This window comes from Pseudomonas sp. FW305-3-2-15-C-LB1 (genome assembly GCF_058787615.1).
Genome location: NZ_JBYSZX010000001.1, coordinates 271,089 through 294,309, shown reverse-complemented (window position 1 = coordinate 294,309; position 23,221 = coordinate 271,089). Strand labels below are relative to the sequence as shown.

The 23,221-nt window shown below is 61.9% G+C and carries 20 protein-coding genes; 4 read left to right on the top strand and 16 right to left on the bottom strand.

Features of this window, described 5'->3' with window-relative positions; all coding sequences use genetic code 11:
- Positions 1 to 23: 23 nt before the first annotated feature.
- The 4 genes from AC3WP7_RS01460 to AC3WP7_RS01445 all read left to right on the top strand — a co-directional run bounded on the left by AC3WP7_RS01460 (position 24) and on the right by AC3WP7_RS01445 (position 5,225).
- Positions 24 to 701 (top strand): heavy metal response regulator transcription factor, encoded by a 678-nt coding sequence (locus AC3WP7_RS01460; RefSeq protein ID WP_071491192.1) that lies wholly within the window; start codon positions 24 to 26, stop codon positions 699 to 701.
- Positions 691 to 2,061: a heavy metal sensor histidine kinase gene (locus tag AC3WP7_RS01455; protein ID WP_093119757.1), complete on the top strand. Its 1,371-nt coding sequence runs from the start codon at positions 691 to 693 to the stop codon at positions 2,059 to 2,061. Before AC3WP7_RS01460 ends, AC3WP7_RS01455 begins: the two co-directional genes overlap by 11 nt.
- A gap of 261 nt (positions 2,062 to 2,322) precedes the next feature.
- Positions 2,323 to 3,645, top strand: a complete 1,323-nt coding sequence (locus AC3WP7_RS01450; protein WP_102591602.1) for an OprD family porin — start codon at positions 2,323 to 2,325, stop codon at positions 3,643 to 3,645.
- Positions 3,646 to 3,731: 86 nt separating this feature from the next.
- On the top strand, positions 3,732 to 5,225 hold the full coding sequence (locus AC3WP7_RS01445) for a GGDEF domain-containing protein (protein ID WP_093529143.1): 1,494 nt from the start codon (positions 3,732 to 3,734) through the stop codon (positions 5,223 to 5,225).
- A 134-nt stretch (positions 5,226 to 5,359) separates the two neighbouring features.
- Here AC3WP7_RS01445 and lpxC read toward each other — a convergent pair whose 3' ends face one another.
- From lpxC to mraZ, 16 genes are all read right to left on the bottom strand, one after another.
- Positions 5,360 to 6,271: a UDP-3-O-acyl-N-acetylglucosamine deacetylase gene (gene lpxC / locus AC3WP7_RS01440; protein WP_003171886.1), complete on the bottom strand. Its 912-nt coding sequence runs from the start codon at positions 6,269 to 6,271 to the stop codon at positions 5,360 to 5,362.
- A 112-nt stretch (positions 6,272 to 6,383) separates the two neighbouring features.
- A complete protein-coding gene (gene ftsZ / locus AC3WP7_RS01435) occupies positions 6,384 to 7,589 on the bottom strand; it encodes a cell division protein FtsZ (RefSeq protein WP_017526184.1) in 1,206 nt (401 codons plus the stop codon).
- A gap of 73 nt (positions 7,590 to 7,662) precedes the next feature.
- Positions 7,663 to 8,925, bottom strand: a complete 1,263-nt coding sequence (gene ftsA, locus AC3WP7_RS01430; protein WP_010213031.1) for a cell division protein FtsA — start codon at positions 8,923 to 8,925, stop codon at positions 7,663 to 7,665.
- Positions 8,926 to 8,940: 15 nt separating this feature from the next.
- Entirely contained in the window at positions 8,941 to 9,810 is an 870-nt protein-coding gene (locus AC3WP7_RS01425; protein WP_058422950.1) for a cell division protein FtsQ/DivIB, read from the bottom strand.
- Positions 9,811 to 9,814: 4 nt separating this feature from the next.
- Positions 9,815 to 10,771 (bottom strand): D-alanine--D-alanine ligase, encoded by a 957-nt coding sequence (locus AC3WP7_RS01420; RefSeq protein ID WP_092240786.1) that lies wholly within the window; start codon positions 10,769 to 10,771, stop codon positions 9,815 to 9,817.
- Complete coding sequence (gene murC, locus AC3WP7_RS01415; protein WP_071491186.1) at positions 10,768 to 12,213, bottom strand: UDP-N-acetylmuramate--L-alanine ligase; 1,446 nt, start codon at positions 12,211 to 12,213, stop codon at positions 10,768 to 10,770. The genes AC3WP7_RS01420 and murC overlap by 4 nt, the downstream gene beginning before the upstream one ends.
- Positions 12,206 to 13,276 carry an undecaprenyldiphospho-muramoylpentapeptide beta-N-acetylglucosaminyltransferase gene (murG, locus tag AC3WP7_RS01410; RefSeq protein ID WP_071491185.1) on the bottom strand — a complete coding sequence of 357 codons (1,071 nt, stop codon included), beginning with the start codon at positions 13,274 to 13,276 and terminating at the stop codon, positions 12,206 to 12,208. Before murG ends, murC begins: the two co-directional genes overlap by 8 nt.
- Positions 13,266 to 14,483, bottom strand: coding sequence for a putative lipid II flippase FtsW (ftsW, locus tag AC3WP7_RS01405; protein WP_053254470.1), 1,218 nt, complete (start codon positions 14,481 to 14,483; stop codon positions 13,266 to 13,268). The genes murG and ftsW overlap by 11 nt, the downstream gene beginning before the upstream one ends.
- Positions 14,480 to 15,826, bottom strand: coding sequence for a UDP-N-acetylmuramoyl-L-alanine--D-glutamate ligase (gene murD, locus AC3WP7_RS01400; RefSeq protein WP_092240784.1), 1,347 nt, complete (start codon positions 15,824 to 15,826; stop codon positions 14,480 to 14,482). The genes ftsW and murD overlap by 4 nt, the downstream gene beginning before the upstream one ends.
- A gap of 6 nt (positions 15,827 to 15,832) precedes the next feature.
- Positions 15,833 to 16,915: a phospho-N-acetylmuramoyl-pentapeptide-transferase gene (gene mraY, locus AC3WP7_RS01395; protein ID WP_071491183.1), complete on the bottom strand. Its 1,083-nt coding sequence runs from the start codon at positions 16,913 to 16,915 to the stop codon at positions 15,833 to 15,835.
- Positions 16,915 to 18,285 (bottom strand): UDP-N-acetylmuramoyl-tripeptide--D-alanyl-D-alanine ligase, encoded by a 1,371-nt coding sequence (locus AC3WP7_RS01390; RefSeq protein ID WP_093512455.1) that lies wholly within the window; start codon positions 18,283 to 18,285, stop codon positions 16,915 to 16,917. Before AC3WP7_RS01390 ends, mraY begins: the two co-directional genes overlap by 1 nt.
- Positions 18,278 to 19,741: a UDP-N-acetylmuramoyl-L-alanyl-D-glutamate--2,6-diaminopimelate ligase gene (locus AC3WP7_RS01385; protein ID WP_102591603.1), complete on the bottom strand. Its 1,464-nt coding sequence runs from the start codon at positions 19,739 to 19,741 to the stop codon at positions 18,278 to 18,280. The genes AC3WP7_RS01390 and AC3WP7_RS01385 overlap by 8 nt, the downstream gene beginning before the upstream one ends.
- Positions 19,741 to 21,483, bottom strand: a complete 1,743-nt coding sequence (locus tag AC3WP7_RS01380; RefSeq protein WP_165447909.1) for a peptidoglycan D,D-transpeptidase FtsI family protein — start codon at positions 21,481 to 21,483, stop codon at positions 19,741 to 19,743. Before AC3WP7_RS01380 ends, AC3WP7_RS01385 begins: the two co-directional genes overlap by 1 nt.
- Positions 21,483 to 21,776, bottom strand: a complete 294-nt coding sequence (ftsL, locus tag AC3WP7_RS01375) for a cell division protein FtsL (protein ID WP_010213047.1) — start codon at positions 21,774 to 21,776, stop codon at positions 21,483 to 21,485. Before ftsL ends, AC3WP7_RS01380 begins: the two co-directional genes overlap by 1 nt.
- Positions 21,773 to 22,720, bottom strand: a complete 948-nt coding sequence (gene rsmH / locus AC3WP7_RS01370) for a 16S rRNA (cytosine(1402)-N(4))-methyltransferase RsmH (protein WP_010213048.1) — start codon at positions 22,718 to 22,720, stop codon at positions 21,773 to 21,775. Before rsmH ends, ftsL begins: the two co-directional genes overlap by 4 nt.
- Complete coding sequence (mraZ, locus tag AC3WP7_RS01365) at positions 22,717 to 23,172, bottom strand: division/cell wall cluster transcriptional repressor MraZ (protein ID WP_004371993.1); 456 nt, start codon at positions 23,170 to 23,172, stop codon at positions 22,717 to 22,719. Before mraZ ends, rsmH begins: the two co-directional genes overlap by 4 nt.
- Positions 23,173 to 23,221: the final 49 nt, after the last annotated feature.

The window sequence follows — 23,221 nt, the reverse complement described above, 5'->3', positions numbered from 1 at the left end:
CCCGGCCCTGGAGCAAAAGACTCATGCGCGTCCTGATTATTGAAGATGAAGAGAAAACCGCGGACTACCTGCATCGCGGTCTGACCGAGCAAGGCTATACGGTCGATGTCGCCCGCGAAGGTGTCGAGGGTCTGCACCTGGCGCTGGAGAACGATTATGCGGTGATCGTGCTCGACGTGATGCTGCCCGGCCTCGATGGCTTCGGCGTGTTGCGCGCCTTGCGTGCACGCAAACAGACGCCGGTGATCATGCTGACCGCTCGCGAGCGCGTGGAAGACCGCATTCGCGGCCTGCGCGAAGGCGCCGACGATTACCTGGGCAAGCCGTTTTCCTTCCTGGAACTGGTGGCACGCCTGCAAGCCCTGACCCGCCGTAGCGGCGGGCACGAGCCGGTGCAGGTGACGGTCGCTGACCTGTGGATCGACCTGATCAGCCGCAAGGCCAGCCGCAACGGCGTGCGCCTGGACCTGACCGCCAAGGAGTTCTCGCTGCTCAGCGTATTGGCGCGACGCCAGGGCGAAATCCTTTCCAAGACGGCGATTGCGGAAATGGTCTGGGACATCAATTTCGACAGCGACGCCAATGTGGTGGAAGTCGCGATCAAGCGTCTGCGCGCCAAGCTCGACGGGCCGTTCGACACCAAGCTGCTGCACACCATCCGGGGCATGGGGTATGTGCTGGAGAGTCGCAATGTCGGCTAACTCCATTGCCTTGCGCCTGAGCGGCATGTTCAGCCTGGTGGCGTTGCTGATCTTCCTGTTGATTGGCGGCGCGCTCTATCAACAGGTGGACCGCAGCCTTGGGCTGCTGCCGGGCGCCGAGCTGGATGCGCGCTACAGCGTGCTCGAATCGTCGGTGAACCGCTTCGGTACGCCGGACCATTGGGTGAAGATCAAGGCCAAGCTCAAGCTGCTGGGTGAGGAAGACAAACGCATCCGCTTCTGGGTGGTGAGCAGCGACCCGAACTACGAGTATGGCAACCCCGATGCGCAGATCCGCGCCTTCGCCGAAGGGCGCACAGGCAAGCGCGACTTGCACCTGGCGGGCTACAAGCACCCGTTCAAGGTGTTGGTGAGCCAGTTCCCGGCCAAGGACCAGCGCCCGCCGCTGCGCTTCATGATCGCCATCGACACCGAGAACTTCCGCGCCACCCAGCATCATTTGCTCGTGGCATTGATCAGCCTGGCCCTGGTAGGCGTGGTGCTGGCGTCGTTGCTGGGGTTCTGGGTGGCGCGCATCGGCCTCAAACCGCTGGGCAAACTCTCGGACGAGGCGCAGAAACTCGCGCCACCGAAGCTCTCCGGGCGCCTGCAACTGTCGCCGTTGCCGCCGGAGTTGAGTCAGTTCGTCAACTCGTTCAACTCCACCCTGGACCGCGTCGAGCAAGCCTATTCGCGCCTGGAGTCGTTCAACGCCGATGTGGCCCATGAACTGCGTTCGCCGCTGACCAACCTGATCGGCCAGACCCAGGTGGCGCTGACCCGTGGGCGCTCGGCCGAGCATTATTTCGAAGTGCTGCAATCGAACCTCGAAGAGCTGGAGCGCCTGCGCTCGATCATCAACGACATGCTGTTCCTCGCCAGCGCCGACCAGGGCAGCAAGGCTACCAAGCTGATCGAAAGCTCCCTGGCTGACGAGGTGGCCACCACTCTCGACTACCTGGACTTCATCCTCGAAGACGCCCAGGTCCAGGTGCAGGTCCACGGGGATGCCGTGGTGCAGATCGAGAAGGCCCACCTGCGCCGCGCACTGATCAACCTGCTGAGCAATGCGGTGCAACACACCGCGCCCGGGCAGGTCATCGCAGTGAACATAGAGGTGCAGGAGCATCAGGTCTCGATTGGTGTGACCAACCCCGGCGAAGTGATTGCCAGCGAGCACCTGCCGCGTCTGTTCGAACGCTTTTATCGGGTGGACGCGTCGCGCAGCAACAGCGGGGCCAATCACGGGTTGGGCCTGGCTATCGTCAAGGCGATTGCGTTGATGCATGGCGGCGATGTGTTCGTGCGCAGTGACGGCGGTGGGAATACCTTTGGTATTAGCCTGCCGGTAGCACCATGACTGTTGCGATTTGGGCAACAGTCATTATCTTGTTACACTCTGTATCGCACCGCTCACCTGCGTTAATTTGACGCATCGATGAGCGCGACGGCAAAGACAGCTTTCCCGCTTACCCGCATTTCCCTCGACTTATTTCCAGGGCTCTACACTGGGAATCTGTCTTAAAGCCGCTGACGTTCAGCGGCTTTTTTTTGCCGTCAAAAAAGGCCAGGCACCCCCAACGACACTGGCCGTTTCCGATTGACCAAAGGAGCTCCACCGGTGAAGAACTCGCTGACGTTCACCCCGTTATTCCTCGCAATAGCCGCAACGATTTCCCCCCTTGCCCACGCGGCAGACACTACCCCCGCCGACGGTTTCGTCGAAGGCGCCCACCTCACTATCAACACCCGCAACTACTACATGAACCGCGACCGGCGCGACATTCACACCGATGACAGCAAGGAGTGGGGCCAGGGTTTCATCGGTATCTTCGAATCCGGCTATACCCAGGGCACCGTCGGCTTCGGCCTGGACGCCCATGCCATGCTCGGCCTCAAGCTCGACGGCGGTGGCGGCACCGATGGTTCCAGCATCCTTCCGTATGGTGGTGGCAACGGCAAGGCACCCGGCTCGTTCTCTACCGCGGGTGGCACCTTGAAAATGCGCGCATTCGATACCGAGCTGAAGGCCGGCGACCTGTTCCTCAATAACCCGGTGATCGCCGGCGGCGCGACACGCATGCTGCCGCAGACCTTCCGTGGCGTGAGCCTGACCAACCACAGTCTCGACGGCTGGATGTTCGAAGGCGGCCAGGCCAGTTTCACCAAGCTCTACAACCAGAGCGGCCATCGCCGCATCGGCACCAGCTACGGCGCGCTGCCCAGCACGGCGGACAGCCAGCACCTGAACTGGGCCGGCGTATCGTTCAGCGGCATCGCCGGGCTGACCAGCAACCTCTACGCCGCCGAACTCAAGGACGTGTGGAACCAGTACTACTACGACCTGGACTACACCTACGCGCTGAATGATCTGGTCAGCCTCAACCCGGGCCTGCACTACTACCACACCCAGGACACCGGCCAGTCGCTGCTCGGCGCCATCGACAACAACACCTACAGCCTGCATTTCACCGTGGGCGTGGGCAACCACAGCGTCACCGCCACCTACCAGCGGGTCAACGGCAACACGCCATTCGACTACATCGCCCAGGGCGACAGCATCTACCTGGACAACTCCCAGCAGTACTCCGACTTCAACGGCCCCAACGAACGCTCATGGAAGCTCAAGTACGCCTATGACTTCGTCGGCCTCGGCATGCCGGGCCTGACCTCGGCGGTGTCCTATATCAGCGGCGAGACCGACCTGACCAAAGTTGATCCGCAAAGCCGTGGCTACAGCGCCTGGTACAGCGCCGATGGCAAAGATGCCAAGCACTGGGAACGCGACATCGACGTGAAATATGTGGTGCAGGGCGGCAAGGCCAAGGACCTGGCGGTGCGCCTGCAATGGGCGACCAACCGCGGTGGCAATGGCTACGCGGCGGTGGATCGGGACGTGGACGAGTACCGCGTGATCGTCGACTATCCGATCAACGTGTTCTGAGGGGTGATTTTTTCTTTTTAACCAAGTATTTAATTTTCATCGGGTAGAACTAAACTGCCAGCATCCTCACCGCTGAAGTCTGCCCGATGAGTCCACGCCCTGTTCGTACCTCACCCGCACACCCTGAGTTGTTACTGATCCTGGGCAGCGGGCTCAGCGTCGCCCTGATTGTGATCATTGTCGCGGTGCTGTTGATGCGCGAACACGCCAGCACGCTCGAAGCGGCCAAGCGGTCTACCACCAACATCGCCCAATTGATCAATGCCGACGTGCTGCGTAACGTCGAACTGTATGACATGGCGCTCAACGGTCTGATTGCGGCCACGCAACGCGAAGACTTGTCCCAGGTTGCCGCCAATATCCAGCACCTGGTGCAGTTTGATTTGTCCACGGCGGCGCCTTTCAAAGGCGAGGTCCTGCTGCTGGACACCACCGGTACGGTTATCGCCGACTCCTCCACGCTGCGGCCCACGCCACGTAATTTTGCCAGCCGCGATTATTTCCAGGTGCATGCCAAGGACGCCAACGCCGGCTTGTTTATCAGTCGGCCGTTCAAGGTCCGTTGCGAATGCGACCAGGTCTGGCGCATGGCATTCAGTCGACGTGTGTCAGGCCCCAAGGGAGAGTTTGCCGGCGTGGCGGTTGCGACCATGCGCCTGGCGTATTTCGATCAGCTCTTCAACACCCTGACCATCGGCAACGGCAGCAGCGTCAACCTGCTGAGCAGGAATGGCATTCTCCTGGCCCAGCAGCCGCTGCTCGAACGCGACATGATCGACAAGGACCTCAGTGACCGGCCCAACTTCAAGCGAATACTGCGTGACGGAAGCGGCAGCTTTCAGGCGATCTCTGCCATCAGTGGCAAAGAGCGCCTGTATACCTTTACCAATGTCGGTGAACTGCCACTGATCGTGGTCGTGGCGCTGTCCAGCGAGGACGTATTCGCGCCCTGGAGTCGCGTGGCACTGCTGACCAGTAGTGCCACAGGAGTGCTCTGTGCCGGTTTGTTGTGGCTGACCTGGATGCTACGCCGGGAACTGCGACGGCGGCGGCGCGCTGAACGGGTACTGTCAGAACTGGCAGCCACCGATGCGTTGACGGGCCTGGCCAACCGCCGCGTGCTGGACGAACGCCTGCGCCTGGAGTGGGACCGCGCCCAACGCTCGACCGAGCCGCTCACGGTGCTGATGATCGATGTGGACCACTTCAAGGCGTTCAACGACCGTCATGGTCATCATGGCGGCGATGAGGCACTACGTAACGTGGCCCAAGTGATCGGTACCAACATCCGCCGCCCGGCCGACTTGGCGGCACGCTATGGCGGTGAAGAGTTTGCGGTGGTGTTGCCGTTGACCGATGCCAAGGGTGCCTGGGTGATCGCCGAGCATATCCGCAGCGGCGTCGAGCACTTGCCGCGGGTGGCCGGGGACGAACAGCCGATTACGGTGAGTATTGGCATGAGTACGTGGGACAAGCGCAGTCGCCAGTCGCTGGAGGCATTGCTGTTGAGTGCGGACCAGGCGTTGTATGAGGCCAAGCACAGCGGAAGAAACCGCATTGCCGATTCAGCAACCCTCTGAATAGTGAATCGGATCTAATGTGGGAGGTGGCTTGCCCCCTCCCACACTTGAACAGTGGCAGAGTCAGAAAAAGTGGGTATAAAAAAAGGCCACCCGAAGGCAGCCTTTCAAAACTAAAGAAAGAGAGTTGTTACTTACACCGCCGCAACGGGACGCATGTAAGAGATCGGTGCGGTGCTGGCATCTTCGAAGGTCACGACTTCCCAAGCGTCTGTCTGCTCAATCAACTTGCGCAGCAGCTGGTTGTTAAGGGCGTGGCCCGACTTGAAGCCTTTGAACTCGCCTATCAGGCTATTGCCCAGCAGGTAGAGGTCACCGATTGCATCGAGGATCTTGTGCTTCACGAATTCGTCTTCGTAGCGAAGGCCGTCTTCGTTCAGTACACCATCCGCGTCGACCACAATGGCGTTTTCAACGCTGCCGCCGAGTGCGAGGTTGTGCTTGCGCAGGTACTCGATGTCACTCATGAAACCAAAGGTACGGGCGCGGCTGACTTCTTTTACGAACGAAGTGCTGGAAAAATCCACGCTTGCACTTTGGGTGCGGTCACGGAATACCGGGTGATCGAAATCGATCTCAAAGCTCACTTTAAAGCCTTCGAACGGGACGAAGGTAGCGCGCTTGTCGCCGTCTTCTACTGTCACTTCCCGCAGAATGCGAATGAACTTCTTGGCTGCGTCCTGTTCTTCCAGGCCGGCAGATTGAATCAAGAATACGAAGGGTCCAGCGCTGCCATCCATGATCGGGACTTCGGACGCGGAGAGCTCGACGTAGGCGTTATCGATGCCCAAACCGGCCATGGCCGAGAGCAAGTGCTCCACCGTGTCCACCTTGACGTCACCGTTGACCAATGTGGTCGACATTGTGGTTTCGCCAACGTTTTCCGCGCGAGCAGGAATCTGCACCACAGGGTCCAGGTCGGCACGCACAAACACGATGCCGGTGTCGACAGGTGCAGGCTTGAGGGTCAGGTATACCTTCTCCCCGGAGTGCAGACCTACACCTGTGGCACGAATAATATTCTTCAGGGTGCGTTGTTTAATCATGGCTTGGACCGCTTCAGCGCAAATTGCGAACTGGTATCAACAAAGGCTGGCGATAATAGCAGACCAGACCTTTGCTGAACACCAATCACCTTCATAGCCCTGATACATTCCATCAATCGGCCTGACGACGCAAGAATGCCGGGATGTCCAGGTAGTCCAGATCATCTTGCGGATTCGGGCTACGGGACGCCGCAGCACCGGCCTGAGCCTGGTTGCGCATCACGGTCGGACGGTCCAGGTCACGGTAGTTCACCGACGGCAGTTCCTGGCGCGAAGGCGCTGGAGCAGCAGCCGCCTGGCTGGCGTGGCTGGCTTGGCTGTTGTGCAGGGTGTTGTCGATGACCTTCACAGGCTTCTCGATTTTCGCGCCCAGGCCGGTCGCAACCACGGTCACGTGCAGCTCGTCGCGCATGTCCGGATCGATAACGGTACCGACCTTGACCATGGCGTGCTCGGAAGCGAAGGCTTCGATGATGCTACCCACGTCGGAGTACTCACCCAGGGACAGGTCAGGACCGGCGGTGATGTTCACCAGGATGCCGCGTGCACCTTGCAGGTTCACGTCTTCCAGCAGCGGGTTGCGGATGGCCGCTTCAGTGGCTTCACGTGCACGGTTCGGACCGCTGGCGCAGCCAGTGCCCATCATCGCCATGCCCATTTCGCTCATCACGGTACGGACGTCGGCAAAGTCGACGTTGATCATGCCAGGGCGCTTGATGATGTCGGAGATACCGCGAACGGCACCGGCCAGTACATCGTCAGCCTTGGCGAATGCGGACAGCAGGCTCGCGTCCTTGCCCAGGATGGTCAGCAGCTTCTCGTTGGGGATGGTGATCAACGAGTCGACGCTTTCAGACAGCAAACGGATGCCTTCGTCGGCGATCTGCATGCGCTTGCGACCTTCGAACGGGAACGGACGGGTGACGACAGCCACCGTCAGAATGCCCATTTCCTTGGCCACTTCGGCAATGATCGGCGCAGCACCGGTACCGGTACCGCCGCCCATGCCGGTGGTGATGAACACCATGTTGGTGCCTTGCAGCACTTCAGCGATACGCTCGCGGTCTTCCAGCGCGGCTTGACGGCCGACTTCCGGGTTGGCGCCAGCGCCGAGGCCCTTGGTCACCGCAGTGCCCAATTGCAGGATGGTCCGCGCGCCGATGCTTTTCAGCGCCTGGGCATCAGTGTTGGCGCAGATGAATTCAACGCCTTCAATGTTGCTCTTGACCATATGGTTGACAGCGTTGCCGCCGCCACCGCCGACACCGATCACTTTGATGACCGGGCTTGCGGGGATGTTGTCTACGAGTTCGAACATGTTCCCTCTCCTTTCATTTCTCTAGTTTTTTCGCCTACTGCTTACAACGGTGTTGCGGTGTCGCGGTAAATCGTTAGAAGTTGCCCTTGACCCATGCCTGCAAGCGCTCGAACAACGGCGCCTTGGCCTCGTCGTCGCTGCGGTAGCTGTCACGGTTGCTCGGGCCCGACAGGGAAATGCCGTCGGTCTGCTTTTGCAGCCCGTACAACAGCAAGCCCACGCCGGTGGAATAAATCGGGTTGCGTACCACGTCGCCCAGCCCCTTCACGCCATGGGGCACGCCCAGGCGGACCGGCATGTGGAAAATTTCCTCGGCCAGCTCGACCGCGCCTTCCATCTTCGAGGTACCACCGGTCAGCACGATGCCGGCCGGGATCAAATCTTCGTAGCCGCTGCGGCGCAGTTCAGCCTGGATCAGGGTGAACAGCTCGTCGTAGCGTGGCTCGACCACTTCGGCCAGGGCCTGGCGCGACAGTTCGCGCGGTGGACGATCACCCACGCTCGGCACCTTGATGGTCTCGCCGGCACCGGCCAGCTTGGCCAGGGCGCAGGCGTAGCGGATCTTGATTTCTTCGGCGTACTGGGTCGGTGTACGCAGCGCCATGGCGATGTCGTTGGTCACCTGGTCACCGGCAATCGGGATCACGGCGGTGTGACGGATCGCACCCTCGGTGAAGATCGCGATGTCGGTGGTGCCGCCGCCGATGTCGACCAGGCACACGCCCAGTTCTTTTTCGTCGTCGGTCAGAACCGAGTAGGCCGAAGCCAACTGCTCGAGAATGATGTCGTCGATTTCCAGGCCGCAGCGACGCACGCATTTTTCAATATTCTGTGCGGCGTTGACGGCACAGGTCACCACGTGGACCTTGGCTTCCAGGCGTACGCCCGACATGCCCAGGGGCTCACGTACGCCTTCCTGGTTGTCGATCACGTAGTCCTGCGGCAGGGTGTGCAACACCCGCTGGTCAGCCGGGATCGCCACGGCCTGGGCAGCGTCGAGCACGCGCTCGAGGTCGGCCGAGCTGACTTCGCGGTCGCGGATCGCCACGATGCCGTGGGAGTTCAGGCTGCGGATATGGTTGCCCGCCACGCCGACGAACGCCGAGTGGATCCGGCAACCGGCCATCAGCTGCGCTTCTTCGATGGCGCGCTGGATCGATTGCACGGTGGACTCGATGTTCACCACCACGCCCTTCTTCAGGCCCCGGGACGGATGCGTGCCAATACCGACGATTTCGATGACACCGTCTTCCCCGACCTCGCCCACCAGCGCCACCACCTTGGAGGTGCCGATATCGAGACCGACGATCATTTTGCCGCTTTGCACGTTTGCCATGGGTCCTGCCTCTTCTTAATTCTTCGCGACAGCGGGTTGCGCTGCCGTGGGCGCTGCCGGTTCACGCCAGCCGACGGCAAGGCCGTTGGCGTAACGCAGGTCGACGCTCGCAATGTTCGTAATCTGTTCTTTCAAGGTCTTGTCGTAGATGGCAATGAAGCGGCGCATCTTTTCCACCAAGCGGTCGCGTCCCAGCAACAACTGGATGCCCGGGCCGGAACTGCCTGCCCCGGTCGTCAAAAACCAGCTGCCCCGTTCACGCAGTTCCAGGCGTGCAATGGAGAAGCCCAGTGGCCGCAGCATCTGGCTCAAGGCCTGGTACTGCTGCATCACTTGCTGCTGAGCCCGCTGCGGCCCGAACAGCTGCGGCAGGTGCTCGTAGTTGGCCAGCTCACGCGGGGTGAACGCCTGGCCCTGGTTGTTCAACAGCGCTTCGTCACCCCAACGGGCCACGGGCAGTTGTTCTTCCAGGCGGATCGTCACCTGGTCCGGCCATACGCGGCGGACTTCGGCGTGGGCGATCCACGGCATCTGTTCCAGCTCCGAGCGCATGCCGGCCAGGTCGATGGTAAAGAAGCTCGCCGCCAGGTACGGGCCGATGCGCTGCTGTACCGCTTGCTGGCTGATGTAGCTCAAGTCGCCCTGCACGCTGATCTTGGTGATCGGCCGGTCGGCATACGGCAACAGACGCTGCGCGCCTTCGTAGGTTCCGAAGCCCAGCACCACCAGCAATACCGGCCAGTACAACGCCTTGAGGAAACCAAAGTTGGCTTTCGGCAGGCGCGCCGACATCGGCTCTTTAGCCACCATTCGGCTGGCACCCCGTGGCACCGGCTTGCGGCTCGGTGCTTGAGGGGGCTGATGACGAAGCGATGCGCCTTTCATGTCCTTAGCCTCGTGGCTCAATGCTTGCGGCCAGGATCGCCAGCACCAGTTGCTGGAAATCCAGGCCCGCAGCGCGAGCGGCCATAGGTACCAGGCTGTGGTCGGTCATGCCCGGTGCGGTGTTGACTTCCAGGAACCAGAAATTCCCTTGGTCATCCTGCATCACGTCCGCCCGCGCCCAACCGGCGATACCCAGCGCCTCACAGGCTTTCGCCGTGAGGTCCATCAATTCCTGTTCCTTGGCTGCGTCAAGGCCGCATGGGATCCGGTACTGGGTATCGGAAGCCAGGTACTTGGCGTCGTAGTCGTAAAAGGTGTGGGGCGTGCCCAATGCGATGGGCGGCAATACCTGGCCACGCAGGGTGGCGATGGTGTACTCGGGACCCTGGATCCACTGTTCCACCAACACTTGCGAATCGTAGGTACTTGCCGCTTTCCATGCGTCGATCAATTCGGCAGCCGAGTTCACTTTAGCCATGCCGATACTGGAGCCTTCATGGGCAGGTTTGACGATCAAAGGCAGGCCCAGTTCCTTGGCTGCAGAAATACAATCGTCTTCGCTGCACAGCACACTGTGACGCGGGGTCGGAATGCCCAGGCTGTGCCACACCTGCTTGGTGCGCAACTTGTCCATCGCCAGCGCGGAAGCGAGGATGCCGCTGCCCGTGTAAGGGATGCCGGCACACTCCAGCAGGCCTTGCATGCTGCCGTCTTCACCGCCACGGCCATGCAGGATGATGAAGGCGCGGTCGATCTTCTCGGCCTGCAGGCGGGCGAGGAAGTCATCGCCCACGTCGATACCGAAGGCGTTCACGCCGGCACTTTGCAAGGCTTCGAGCACGGCGTTGCCGGACTTGAGCGACACTTCGCGCTCGGCGCTCTTGCCGCCGAACAATACGGCTACGCGACCGAAGTCGGCAGGCGTGATCGTGGAAAACAGGGAGGCGTAGTCAGTGGTCATTTCGCCGCTCCCTTTTTTGCCGCAAACAGCGGGCTCGCCAGCAATTTCGGCGCAAGGCCACCAATGTCACCGGCGCCCTGGCACAGCAGGATGTCGCCGGCACGCAGCAGCGGCTTGACGATTGGCGCCAGGTCCACGCCACGTTCGATGTAGATGGGGTCCAACTGGCCGCGCTGACGGATGCTGTTGCACAGCTTGCGGCTGTCGGCGCCCGGGATCGGCTCTTCGCCGGCAGGGTAGACTTCCATCAACAGCAGCACGTTGGCATCAGCCAGTACATTGACGAAATCGTCGTACAGGTCGCGGGTACGGCTGTAGCGGTGCGGCTGGTACACCATCACCAGGCGACGCTCCGGCCAGCCACCACGCACGGCCTTGATCACCGCGGCGACTTCAGTCGGGTGGTGCCCGTAGTCGTCCACCAGCATCACGTCACCGCCCTCTACCGGCAACTGGCCGTAGACCTGGAAGCGACGGCCCACGCCGGCAAAGCGCGACAGGCCTTCGACGATGGCTTCATCGCTGACGCCCTCGTCGGTGGCGATGCAGATGGTCGCCAGGGAATTGAGTACGTTGTGGTTGCCCGGCATGTTCACCGAGACATCCAAGGGCTCACGGTCCGGACGCAGCACGGTGAAGAAGGTTTGCATGCCTTCCTGGCGCACATTGATGGCGCGCACGTCGGCGTCTTCGCTGAAGCCGTAGGTCACGGTCGGACGCTTGACCAGCGGCAGGATTTCGCGCACCACCGGATCGTCCAGGCACACCACCGCCAGACCGTAGAACGGCAGGTTGTGCAGGAACTCGACGAAGGTTTTCTTCAGCTTGTTGAAGTCACCGTCGTAGGTCGCCATATGGTCGGCGTCGATGTTGGTGACCACAGCCACCAGCGGTTGCAAATGCAGGAAGCTGGCATCGCTTTCATCGGCTTCGGCGATCAGGTAACGGCTGGTGCCGAGCTGGGCATTGGTGCCGGCGGCATTCAGGCGGCCACCAATGACGAACGTCGGGTCCAGGCCTCCGGCGGCGAACACCGAGGCAATCAGGCTGGTAGTAGTGGTTTTGCCATGGGTGCCGGCGACGGCGATGCCGTGGCGATAGCGCATCAGCTCGGCCAGCATCTCGGCGCGAGGCACCACGGGAATGCGGCGCTCAAGGGCGGTGGCCACTTCCGGGTTGGAGGTGTTCACGGCGCTGGACACCACCAGCACATCGGCCTCGGCGGCGTTCTCGGCACGGTGGCCGATAAAGATCTGCGCGCCGAACGACTTCAGGCGGTCGGTGACCGGCGACTCTTTCAAGTCGGAGCCGGACACCTGGTAGCCCAGGTTCAGCAGTACTTCGGCAATGCCGCACATGCCCACGCCGCCGATACCGACGAAGTGGATGCGACGGATGCGGCGCATTTCCGGTTGCGGCATGGCTTTCTGATTCTCAACCATGGGCCACCTCCAGGCAGATATCGACCACGGTGCGGGTTGCGTCAGGTTTGGCCAGGCGGCTTGCGGTGCTCGCCATGCTGTTGAGTCGTTCCGGTTGCATCAATACCTCGGTCAGGCGTGCGGCCAAGTCGGCGGCGCCAGTCGTTCTTTGCGGCAGCAGGAAGGCAGCGCCCTCCCCGGCCAAATATTCAGCGTTGCGGGTCTGGTGATCGTCGATCGCGTGGGGCAAAGGCACCAGCAACGACGGCAGACCGGCGGCGGCCAGTTCACTGACGGTCAGCGCACCGGAGCGGCAGACCACCAGGTCGGCCCAGCCATAGGCATGGGCCATGTCTTTGATGAAGGGCTGTACGTTCGCCTCCACACCGGCCTCGCGATAGCGCGTGGCGGTGACTTCACCATGATCTTTGCCCGCCTGGTGAAAGACCTCAGGGCGCAACTCCACAGGAAGTTGCGCCAGGGCTTGCGGCAGCAATTTGTTCAAAGGCTCGGAGCCCAGGCTGCCGCCCATGACCAGCAGGTGCGCCTTGCGCCCGGCCAAGGCTTCACGGGCGATGCCCATGAACAGTTCGGTGCGCACCGGGTTGCCAGTGGTGCGCAGCTTGTCCGATGCACCAAAGGTCTTCGGAAAGGCCTCGCACACCCGCGCCGCCAAGGGCACCAGCAGGCGGTTGGCGGTGCCGGCGACGGCGTTCTGTTCGTGCACAATCACCGGCACACCGGCGAGCCTGGCCGCGACGCCACCAGGGCCGGTCACATAGCCACCAAAACCGAGCACACACACCGGCTTCAGTTCACGAATGATCTTGCGCGCCTGCCACACCGCCTTGAGCAACACGAACGGCGCCTTGAGCAGGGACAACTTGCCCTTGCCGCGCAGGCCGGTGACGTTGATCAGGTGCAGCGGCAAGCCGGCATTCGGCACCAATTCGTTTTCGATACCGCGCGGCGTGCCCAACCAGTGCACGGTGTAGCCACGGTTCTGGAATTCCCGCGCGCAGGCCAGGGCCGGGAACACGTGGCCCCCGGTGCCGCCCGCCATGATCAGCACGTTAGCGCCCATGGGTCGGCTCCTCGGCGAAATCGCTTTCGCTGAATTCCATCTCTTCGCTGCCCAGGTGGGTTCGACTCTCCCACTCGATGCGCAGCAACAAGCCCAGGCACGCGCAGCAGATCACCAACGAACTGCCGCCATAACTGAGGAACGGCAAGGTCAGGCCCTTGGTCGGCAACAGGCCGACGTTCACACCGATATTGATCAGGAACTGGCCGATCCACAGGAACGACAAGCCGTACGCCACATAGGCGGCGAAATACTGTTTGGCCTTCTCGGCCCACAGGCCGATGTACATGCCGCGTACACACACGAACACGAACAGCGCGACGGTGCATAGCGAACCCACCACACCGAGCTCTTCGGCCAGTACCGAGAACACGAAGTCGGTGTGCGCTTCCGGCAGGTAGAACTGCTTCTGCACACTGTTGCCCAGGCCCACGCCCAGCCACTCGCCGCGACCGAAGGCGATCAGCGCCTGGGTCAACTGGTAGCCGGAGCCGAACTGGTCGGACCAGGGGTCGGTAAAGGTGATCAGACGCGCCATCCGGTAGGGTTGTGCCTGCACCAGGACCGTCACGGCAGCCACGGCCAGCACCACCATCAGGGTGAAGCGGAACAGCCCCACGCCGCCGAGGAACAGCATCGCCGCAGCAGCGCCCATCATCACGACGGTGGCGCCGAAGTCGGGCTCCATCAGCAGCAGGCCAGCCATGGGCAGCAGCACGATGAACGGCTTGAAGAACCCCATCCAGCTTTCGCGCACTTCTTTCTGGCGACGTACCAGGTAGCCGGCCAGGTAGATCACCACGAACACCTTGGCGATTTCCGACGGCTGCACGTTGAACGCGCCGAAGCCGATCCAGCGCATCGAACCATTCACCTCGCGGCCGATGCCGGGCAGGATCACCATGACCAGCAAGCCGAACGCCCCGATCAGCATCAACCAGCCCAGGCGTTGCCAGGTGGCGATGGGGATCATCATGGTGACGATGCAGGCGCCGAGGCCGATCACCAGGTACACCAGGTGACGGATCATCATGTACAGGGTATTGCCCGACTGCACGGCAGCCACTTCGGACGACGCCGAGGTAATCATCACCAGGCCCAGGCCCAACAAGGCGAGGCAACCGGCGAGCATCGGGAAATCGAGGTCGATACCGCGCCCGGTAATGATCGGCGATGGGTACGGCTTGATGATATTCCGGAAATTCATGCCAAGGCCTCCACGGCGCGGGCGAACAGCTGGCCGCGCTCTTCGTAGTTCTTGAACATGTCGAAACTGGCGCAGGCTGGCGACAACAGCACCGCATCGCCGGACTGGGCCAGGGCCTTGCAACGGGCGATGGCGTCGTCCAGGGACGTGGCGCGCACTTGCGGCACCGCGTCACCGAGAGCGGCGGCGATCAGATCGGAATCGCGGCCCATCAGCACCACGGCGCGGCAATGCTCAGCCACCGGGCCTTTAAGGTCCTTGAAGTCGGCACCCTTGCCGTCGCCACCGGCGATCAACACCAGCTTGCCGTCGATATCGGCGCCAAGGCCTTCGATGGCTGCCAGGGCTGCACCCACGTTGGTGGCCTTGGAATCGTTGTAATAGCTGACGCCATCAAGGTCGCGCACCCACTGGCAGCGATGCTCAAGGCCGCCAAAGCTGCGCAGCGCCGAGAGCATGGCGTCAAACGGCAGGCCGACGGCATGCCCCAGCGCCAACGCCGCCAGGGCATTGGACTGGTTATGGGCGCCACGGATTTTCAGCTCGCGCACCGGCATCAGGTTCTGGAATTCGAAGGCCAGGTATTTCTCGCCGTTCTCTTCGCGGATGCCGAAGGCTTTGAAATCGGGTTTGCCGAGGCCGAAGGTCCAGCAGGGCAGGCCCTCGCCCATCAGCGGACGGCTCAGGGCATCCTGGCGGTTGACCACGACTTGCCGCGCACCACGGAAGATCCGGTGCTTGGCCAGGTGGTAAGCCGGCAGGCCGCTGTAGCGGTCCATGTGGTCCTCGCTCACGTTCAACACGGTCGCCACTTCGGCGCCGAGGTCGTGGGTGGTTTCCAGCTGGAAGCTCGACAGCTCCATCACGTACAACTCGATGTCGTCACTGAGCAGGTCCAGCGCGGGTGTACCGAGGTTGCCGCCCACGGCCACGCGCTTGCCGGCCGCAGTCGCCATCTCGCCGACCAGGGTGGTCACGGTGCTTTTCGCGTTGGAGCCGCTGATGGCCACGATCGGCGCCTTCGCATTACGGGCGAACAGGTCGATATCGCCGGACAGCTTCACGCCACGGGCAGCGGCGGCTTGCAGGGCCGGGGTCGCCAGGGCCAGGCCGGGGCTCACGTAGAGCTCATCGGCACGGCACAGAAACTCGACATCCAGCTCGCCACAACGCACTTCCACGTGCGGGTAGTCACGGCGCAGCGTGACCAGCTCCGGTGGATTTTCCCGCGTATCGGCCACGGCAAACGACGTGCCGCGGTTCGCCAGGAAGCGAACCAGGGACATGCCGCTCTTGCCGAGGCCGACAACGATGCGGAAGTGGTCTGAAGCGATCAGGGACACTCGTTTCTACCTCAGTTTCAGGGTGGCAAGGCCGATCAGCACCAGGATCACCGTGATGATCCAGAAGCGGACGATCACGCGTGGCTCGGGCCAGCCCTTGAGTTCAAAGTGGTGGTGAATCGGCGCCATGCGGAACACACGACGCCCGGTCAATTTGAAGGACGCCACCTGGATGACCACCGACAGGGTTTCCATCACGAACACACCGCCCATGATGAACAGCACGATTTCCTGGCGCACGATCACCGCGATGGTGCCGAGGGCCGCGCCCAGCGCCAGGGCGCCGACGTCGCCCATGAACACTTGCGCCGGGTAGGTGTTGAACCACAGGAAGCCCAGGCCGGCACCGATCAGCGCGCCGCAGAACACAATCAGTTCACCCGCGCCCGGTACATAAGGAATCAGCAGGTATTCAGCGAATTTCACGTTACCCGACAGGTAGCAGAAGATGCCGAGCGCGCCGCCCACCATCACCGTCGGCATGATCGCCAGGCCGTCGAGACCGTCGGTGAGGTTCACTGCGTTGCTGGAGCCGACAATCACGAAGTAGGTCAGCACCACGAAGCCGATACCCAGGGGAATGCTGGCGTCCTTGAGCATCGGGATGATCAGGGTCGTCTCCACCGCGCTTGGCGCAGTGGTGTAGAGGAAGATCGCCGCAGCGAGGCCAAACACCGACTGCCAGAAATACTTCCAGCGGCTTGGCAGCCCCTTGGAGTTTTTCTCGATCACCTTGCGGTAGTCGTCCACCCAACCGATGGCGCCGAACAACAGGGTCACCAAGAGCACCACCCACACATAGCGGTTGTGCAGGTCAGCCCACAGCAAGGTGCTGATGCCGATGGACGACAGGATCAGCGCACCGCCCATGGTCGGGGTGCCGGACTTGGACAGGTGCGACTGCGGGCCGTCATTACGAACCGATTGACCAATTTGCAGGTTCTGCAGGGTGCGGATCATCCACGGCCCCAGGAACAGCGACAAACACAACGCGGTCAGCACACCCAGGATCCCGCGCAGGGTCAGGTACTGGAAGACCGCGAAGCCTTTGTGGAACTGTTGCAGATACTCAGCCAGCAGCAGCAGCATTAATGTTTCTCCGTACTTGAGCCACACAAGGCCGCGACGACGTTTTCCATCACCGCGCTGCGCGATCCCTTGATCAAAATGGTTGTGTGTTTGTCGTGTTCAGCCGCCGCCAGCGCCTGGATCAGCTCGGCCTGGGTCGCGAAATGCAGCGCGCCGGGGCCGAACGCGTTGACAGCGTGAGCCATGTTCGGGCCGACGGCGTACAGCGCGTCGACTTTGCCGGTCGCGTAGGCACCGACTTCACGGTGGGACTGTTCGGCCCAGTCGCCCAGCTCGGCGATGTCGCCCAGCACCAGTACCTTGCGGCCGTCGAAGCCTTTAAGCAGGTCGATGGCGGCGCAGACCGAGGACTGGTTGGCGTTGTAAGTGTCATCGATCACGCGCATGCCATTGGTTGCCAGCTGCGCCACGGTACGGCCCTTGACCGGCTGCACCGCGCCAAGCCCGGTGGCGATACCGAACAGCGACACGCCCAGGGCGTAGGCGGCAGCGGCCGCGGCCAGGGCATTGGCGACGTTATGGTTGCCCAGCAGGTTCAACTGCACGTGCTCATTGCCTTGCGGGGTGTGCAAGGTAAAAGACGGGCAGCCACGGGCATCAACGGTGATGTTGGATGCGTGGAAATCAGCCGCAGCATTGAGCACGGCAAACGTCAGGACCTTGCGACCGGCGGCGCGTACACGCCAGGTCTCGAAGGCCTTGTCATCGAGATTCAAGACAGCGGTGCCGGATGCATCGAGGCCTTCGAGGATTTCACCCTTGGCTTCGACGATCTTTTCCGGGCCGCCGAACTCACCGACGTGGGCGGTTCCGGCATTGTTGATGATCGCCACGTGGGGCTTGGTCAGCGCCACGGTGTAGGCGATTTCGCCGATGCGCGATGCGCCCAGCTCGATCACCGCCGCCGTATGTTCAGGGGCCAGTTCGAGCAGGGTCAACGGTGCGCCGAAATCATTGTTCAGGTTGCCACGGGTGGCAAGCACCGGGCCGCGCGTGCGCAGTACCCCGGCAAGCAACTCCTTGACCGTGGTCTTGCCGCTGGATCCCGTGATGGCCGCAACGGGGTTGGTGAACCCGGCACGGTTCAACGCACCCAATTGACCAAGGGCCAGACGGGTGTCGGCGACCAGCAGTTGCGGCAGTGTGGAATCCGCGACTTCGCGCTGCACCAAGGCACCCACGGCGCCTTTGGCGGCAACTTCATTCAGGTAGTCGTGACCATCGAAACGCGGGCCCGCCAGGGCGACAAACAGTTGCCCCGGCTTGATGTTGCGGCTGTCGATACTCACGCCGTCGAAGCGGCAATCGCTCGACAGCATACGGGCCGACAAGGCCTGGACCAGTTCGCTGAATGTCATCGGTTTAAGCATGGGCAACCTCCCAGGCGGTCAAGGCGTGATCGGCCTCGACCAGATCGGAGAAGGCATGGCGCTCGCCGTTGATTTCCTGATAGTCCTCGTGACCTTTACCGGCCAGCACCACCACGTCGTCAGCACTGGCGCCGGCGATCAATTGGGCAATGGCTGCGCCGCGACCGGCGACGAACGTCGCCTTGGACACGTCTTTGAAGCCGACGCGGATGTCGTCGAAAATCTGGCTCGGGTCTTCACTGCGTGGGTTGTCGTCGGTGACGAGCACGCCATCGGCCAGGCGCTCGACAATCTCGGCCATCAACGGGCGCTTGCCGCGATCACGATCACCGCCGCAACCAAACAGGCACAACAACTTGCCCTTGGCGTGGGGACGCAGGGCCACCAGGACTTTTTCCAGGGCATCCGGCGTGTGGGCGTAATCGACCACCACCAACGGCTGTTTGCCGCCACCCAGGCGCTGCATGCGACCGACCGGGCCTTCCAGCTTCGGCAGCACACGCAGGATTTCGTCGAGGGCGTAATCCAGGCCGAGCAATGCGCCGACGGCCGCCAGGGTGTTGCTCAGGTTGAAACGACCGAGCAAGGTGCTGCGCAAATGATGTTCGCCCTGGGGCGTCACCAGCGTCGCGCGCACGCCTTCGTCATTGAATTGCGCGTCGCGGCAGTACAGGTACGCGCTGGAATCTTCCAGGCTGTAGCTGATCAGGCGCGACTCACGCTCTTCGGCGGCCAGTTGGCGACCGAACTCGTCGTCCAGGTTCACCACGCGGCACTTCAAGTCGTTCCAGGCGAACAGCTTGGCCTTCTCGGCCGCGTAGGCTTCCATGGTGCCGTGGTAGTCGAGGTGATCGCGGGACAGGTTGGTCATCACCGCCACATCGAACGCCAGGGCAGCAACCCGACCCTGGTGCAAACCGTGGGACGACACTTCCATGGCAACCGCCTTGGCGCCGGCCTTTTTCAGGTCGGCCAGGGTCGCTTGCACGGCAATCGGGTTCGGCGTGGTGTGCAGGCCGCTTTGCAGCGCGCCGTAGAAACCAGTGCCCAGCGTGCCGACGATGCCGCAGTGTTGCCCCAGCAGGTCAAGGGCCTGGGCAATCAATTGGGTCACGCTGGTCTTGCCGTTGGTGCCGGTAACGCCAACCAGGTTGAGATGTCGACTTGGCTCGCCATAGAAATGCCCGGCGATGTCCGAGAGCTGTTTGGCCAGCCCCTTGACCGGAATCAGCGGAACATCGGTGATCGGCAACACGGTTGCGCCTTCCACTTCGTAGGCCACGGCAGCCGCGCCACGTTGCAGGGCGTCCGCAATATGTGCACGGCCATCGAACTTGCCCCCCGGCACCGCCAGGAACAGGTCACCGGCGCGCACATTGCGACTGTCCAGACTCAATTCACGGATCAGAAGATCGCGGCCGGCGTGGGCAAAAATCTTGTTCAGGCTAAGAGACATCAGCCGCGCCCTCCATTGGCTTTTACAGCAGCGGCCGGTGGACCGGCGTTCGCTTGTTGGGTCGGCGGCAGGTTGTCCGGCGTGATGTTCATCAGGCGCAGGGTGCCGGACATCACTTTGCTGAACACCGGCGCCGAGACCAGGCCACCGAAGTAACCGGCTTTGCTCGGCTCATCGATCACCACCACGATGGCGTAGCGTGGATCGCTCATCGGGCCGAAACCGGCGAACAACGAACGGTACGAATTTTCCGCGTAGCCCTTGGTACCCACCGACGTTTTACGCGCAGTACCCGACTTGCCGGCTACGTGATACGCCGGCACCTGGGCACGGAATACGCCGCGTGGCGCTTCGATCACTTGTTGCAGCATGCCTTGCATGGTCTTGGCGACGTTTTCCGGTATCACCTGGGTGGCTTTCGGCGCTTCGTCGACATGGATCAGGCTCAGCGGAACCATGCGCCCATTATTTGCCAATACAGAGAAAGCATGGGCCAGTTGGATCGCCGTCACCGACAAGCCGTAGCCGTAGGAAAGCGTGGCGGTCTCGGCCTTTTTCCAGTCGCGGTAGTTCGGCAGGTTGCCAACGCGCTCACCGGGGAAATCCAGGCCGGTGGGCTGGCCCAGACCGATCTTCTGCGCCAGGTGATAAATGGTCTCGCCGCCGATATCGAAGGCGACCTTGCTCATGCCTACGTTACTGGAGTTGATCAGGATACCTGTCAGATCCAGCACCGGGCCTTCGGTACGGGACACGTCACGAATGGTGTACTTGCCCAGCTGCAACGTACCCGGATACACCTCGACCTTGTCGCTGGGTTTCCAGCGTCCGGTTTCGAGGGCGGCACTCATGGAGATGGCTTTCATGGTCGAACCCGGCTCGAACACGTCGATCATGGCTCGGTTGCGCATCATCGCCGGCTGCAGGTTGCGACGGTTGTTGGGGTTGTAGGTCGGCTGGTTGACCATGGCGAGGATCTCGCCGGTCTTGACGTCCATGATCACCAGGCTGCCGGCCTTGGCGCCGTTCTCGATGATCGCGTTACGCAACTCGCGGTTGGCCAGGTATTGCAGGCGCAGGTCAATCGACAACGCCAAGGGCTTACCGGCCTTGGCGTTTTTGGTGACTTGGACATCCTTGATCAGTCTGCCGCGCCGATCCTTGATGACTTGTCGTTTGCCGGGAACCCCGGCGAGCCATTCATCGTAGGCGAGTTCCACACCCTCACGGCCGTGGTCGTCGATGTCGGTAAAGCCGACCATATGCGCGGTGGTTTCACCGGCCGGGTAGAAACGACGGAACTCCTCGATGCCGTAGACACCGGGGACTTTAAGGTCGAGCACCTGCTGGCCTTGTTCGGGGGTTAGGCCGCGGACCAGGTAGATGAATTCTTTATTGGCCTGGGCTTCCAGGCGTTCAGCCAAGGCTTTCGGGTCTTGCCCCAGCGCGGCGGCAAGCGCCGGCCAGCGATCCTTGGCGACCTGCAACTCCTTGGCGTTGGCCCACAGCGTGGTGACCGGCGTACTGACGGCCAGCGGTTCGCCGTTACGGTCGGTGATCAGGCCGCGGTGTGCCGGAATCGGGATGTGACGCAGGCTACGGGCATCGCCCTGGCCGATCAGGAAGTCACGGTCGACCACTTGCAGGTCGATGATCCGCCAGGCGATCGCACCCACCATCAATGCCAGCAAGCCGAGCATCAGGCGGAAGCGCCATGGGTAGAGTGCGCCTTCGAGTTTCATCATGGCGCCACCATGCGGACTTCGGCCGCGCCCGGGATGTGCATTTTCAGTTGTTCAGTCGCCAGCACTTCAATGCGGCTATGGGCTGTCCAGGTGCTTTGCTCCAGGATCAACCGGCCCCATTCCGCCTGGGCTTTGTCGCGCACACTCAATTCCCCGTACAGGGTATTGAGCAACTGGCGGTTGTAGTGGGCGCTGTAGGACACCGCAATCGCGGAAATCAGCACGCCGACAAACAGCAGCAACATAAAGAAGCTGCCGCCCGGGAGGGGCTTGGCGAAAAGCTTGCTCACCGCAACTTCTCCGCGACACGCATGACAGCGCTACGGGAACGTGGGTTGGCCTTGAGCTCAGCTTCGGACGCGAACTGCGCCTTGCCATGGATTTTGATTTTCGGCACAAAGGCTTCGAAACGTACCGGCAGGTTGCGCGGCAGGTTGTCGGACTCACCCTTGACCAGGCGACGCATGAACAACTTGACGATGCGGTCTTCCAGAGAGTGGAAGCTGATCACCACCAGGCGACCGCCCACTTCCAGCGCCTCGAGAGCAGCCTCGAGGCCGGCCTCCAGGTCGCCCAACTCGTTGTTGACGTGAATACGCAGGCCCTGGAACGCACGGGTCGCCGGGTTCTTGCCCTTTTCCCACGCTGGGTTGGCGACTTTCAGTACTTCGGCCAGGTCGGCAGTGCGCTCGAACGGCTGGATTTCACGACGCTCGACCACGGCGCGGGCCATGCGGCCAGCGAAGCGCTCCTCACCGTATTCCTTGAACACACGGGCGATTTCTTCCACTGGCGCGGTGGCGATGAACTGCGCAGCGCTGACGCCACGGGTCGGGTCCATGCGCATGTCGAGCGGACCGTCGTTCATGAAGCTGAAGCCGCGCTCCGGGTCGTCGAGCTGCGGCGAGGACACGCCCAGGTCGAGCAAAACCCCGGCTACCTTGCCCGCCATGCCGCGCTCGGCCACTTCGGCACCCAGCTCGGCAAAGCTGCGCTGCACAACGACAAAGCGGCCGTCTTCGGCCGCTAGCGCTTGCCCGGTGGCAATCGCTTGGGGGTCCTTGTCGAACCCGAGGAGTTTGCCGTCGGGCCCGAGCTGGCTGAGGATCAACCGGCTATGCCCGCCCCTGCCGAACGTGCCGTCCAGATAGCAGCCATCCGCGCGTACGGCGAGAGCCTCAACGGCTTCGTCAAGCAGTACGGTGATGTGGTTAAAGCCGCTATCAATAGTCACAGGATCAAATCACGCAGTTCATCAGGCATGGCGCCCGGTTGTTGAATAGCAGCCAGGTCAGCTGCAGAAACAGCATCCCAGGCATCTTCGTCCCACAATTGGAACTTGTTCAGTTGGCCGACCAGCATTGCGCGCTTGTCGAGCCTGGCGTACTCACGCAAGCGCGGCGGCACCAGGAAACGACCGCTGCCATCGAGCTCGAGGTCGACGGCGTTACCAATCAGCAAACGCTGCAGGCGGCGGTTCTCTTCACGCAATGAAGGCAGGGCGCGCAATTTGGTTTCAATCAACTCCCACTCATCGAGCGGGTAAACACACAAACAAGGGTCAACGGCATCGATAGTGATGATCAACTGCCCGGAACTTCGCGAAATGAGCTCGTCACGATACCGGCTCGGCATGGCGAGACGGCCTTTTGCATCGAGACTGATAGCGTTAGCTCCGCGAAACACAGATGCGTTTCTCCAAATTTTAGCGTTTTACGTTCAAAAAACCCACTTT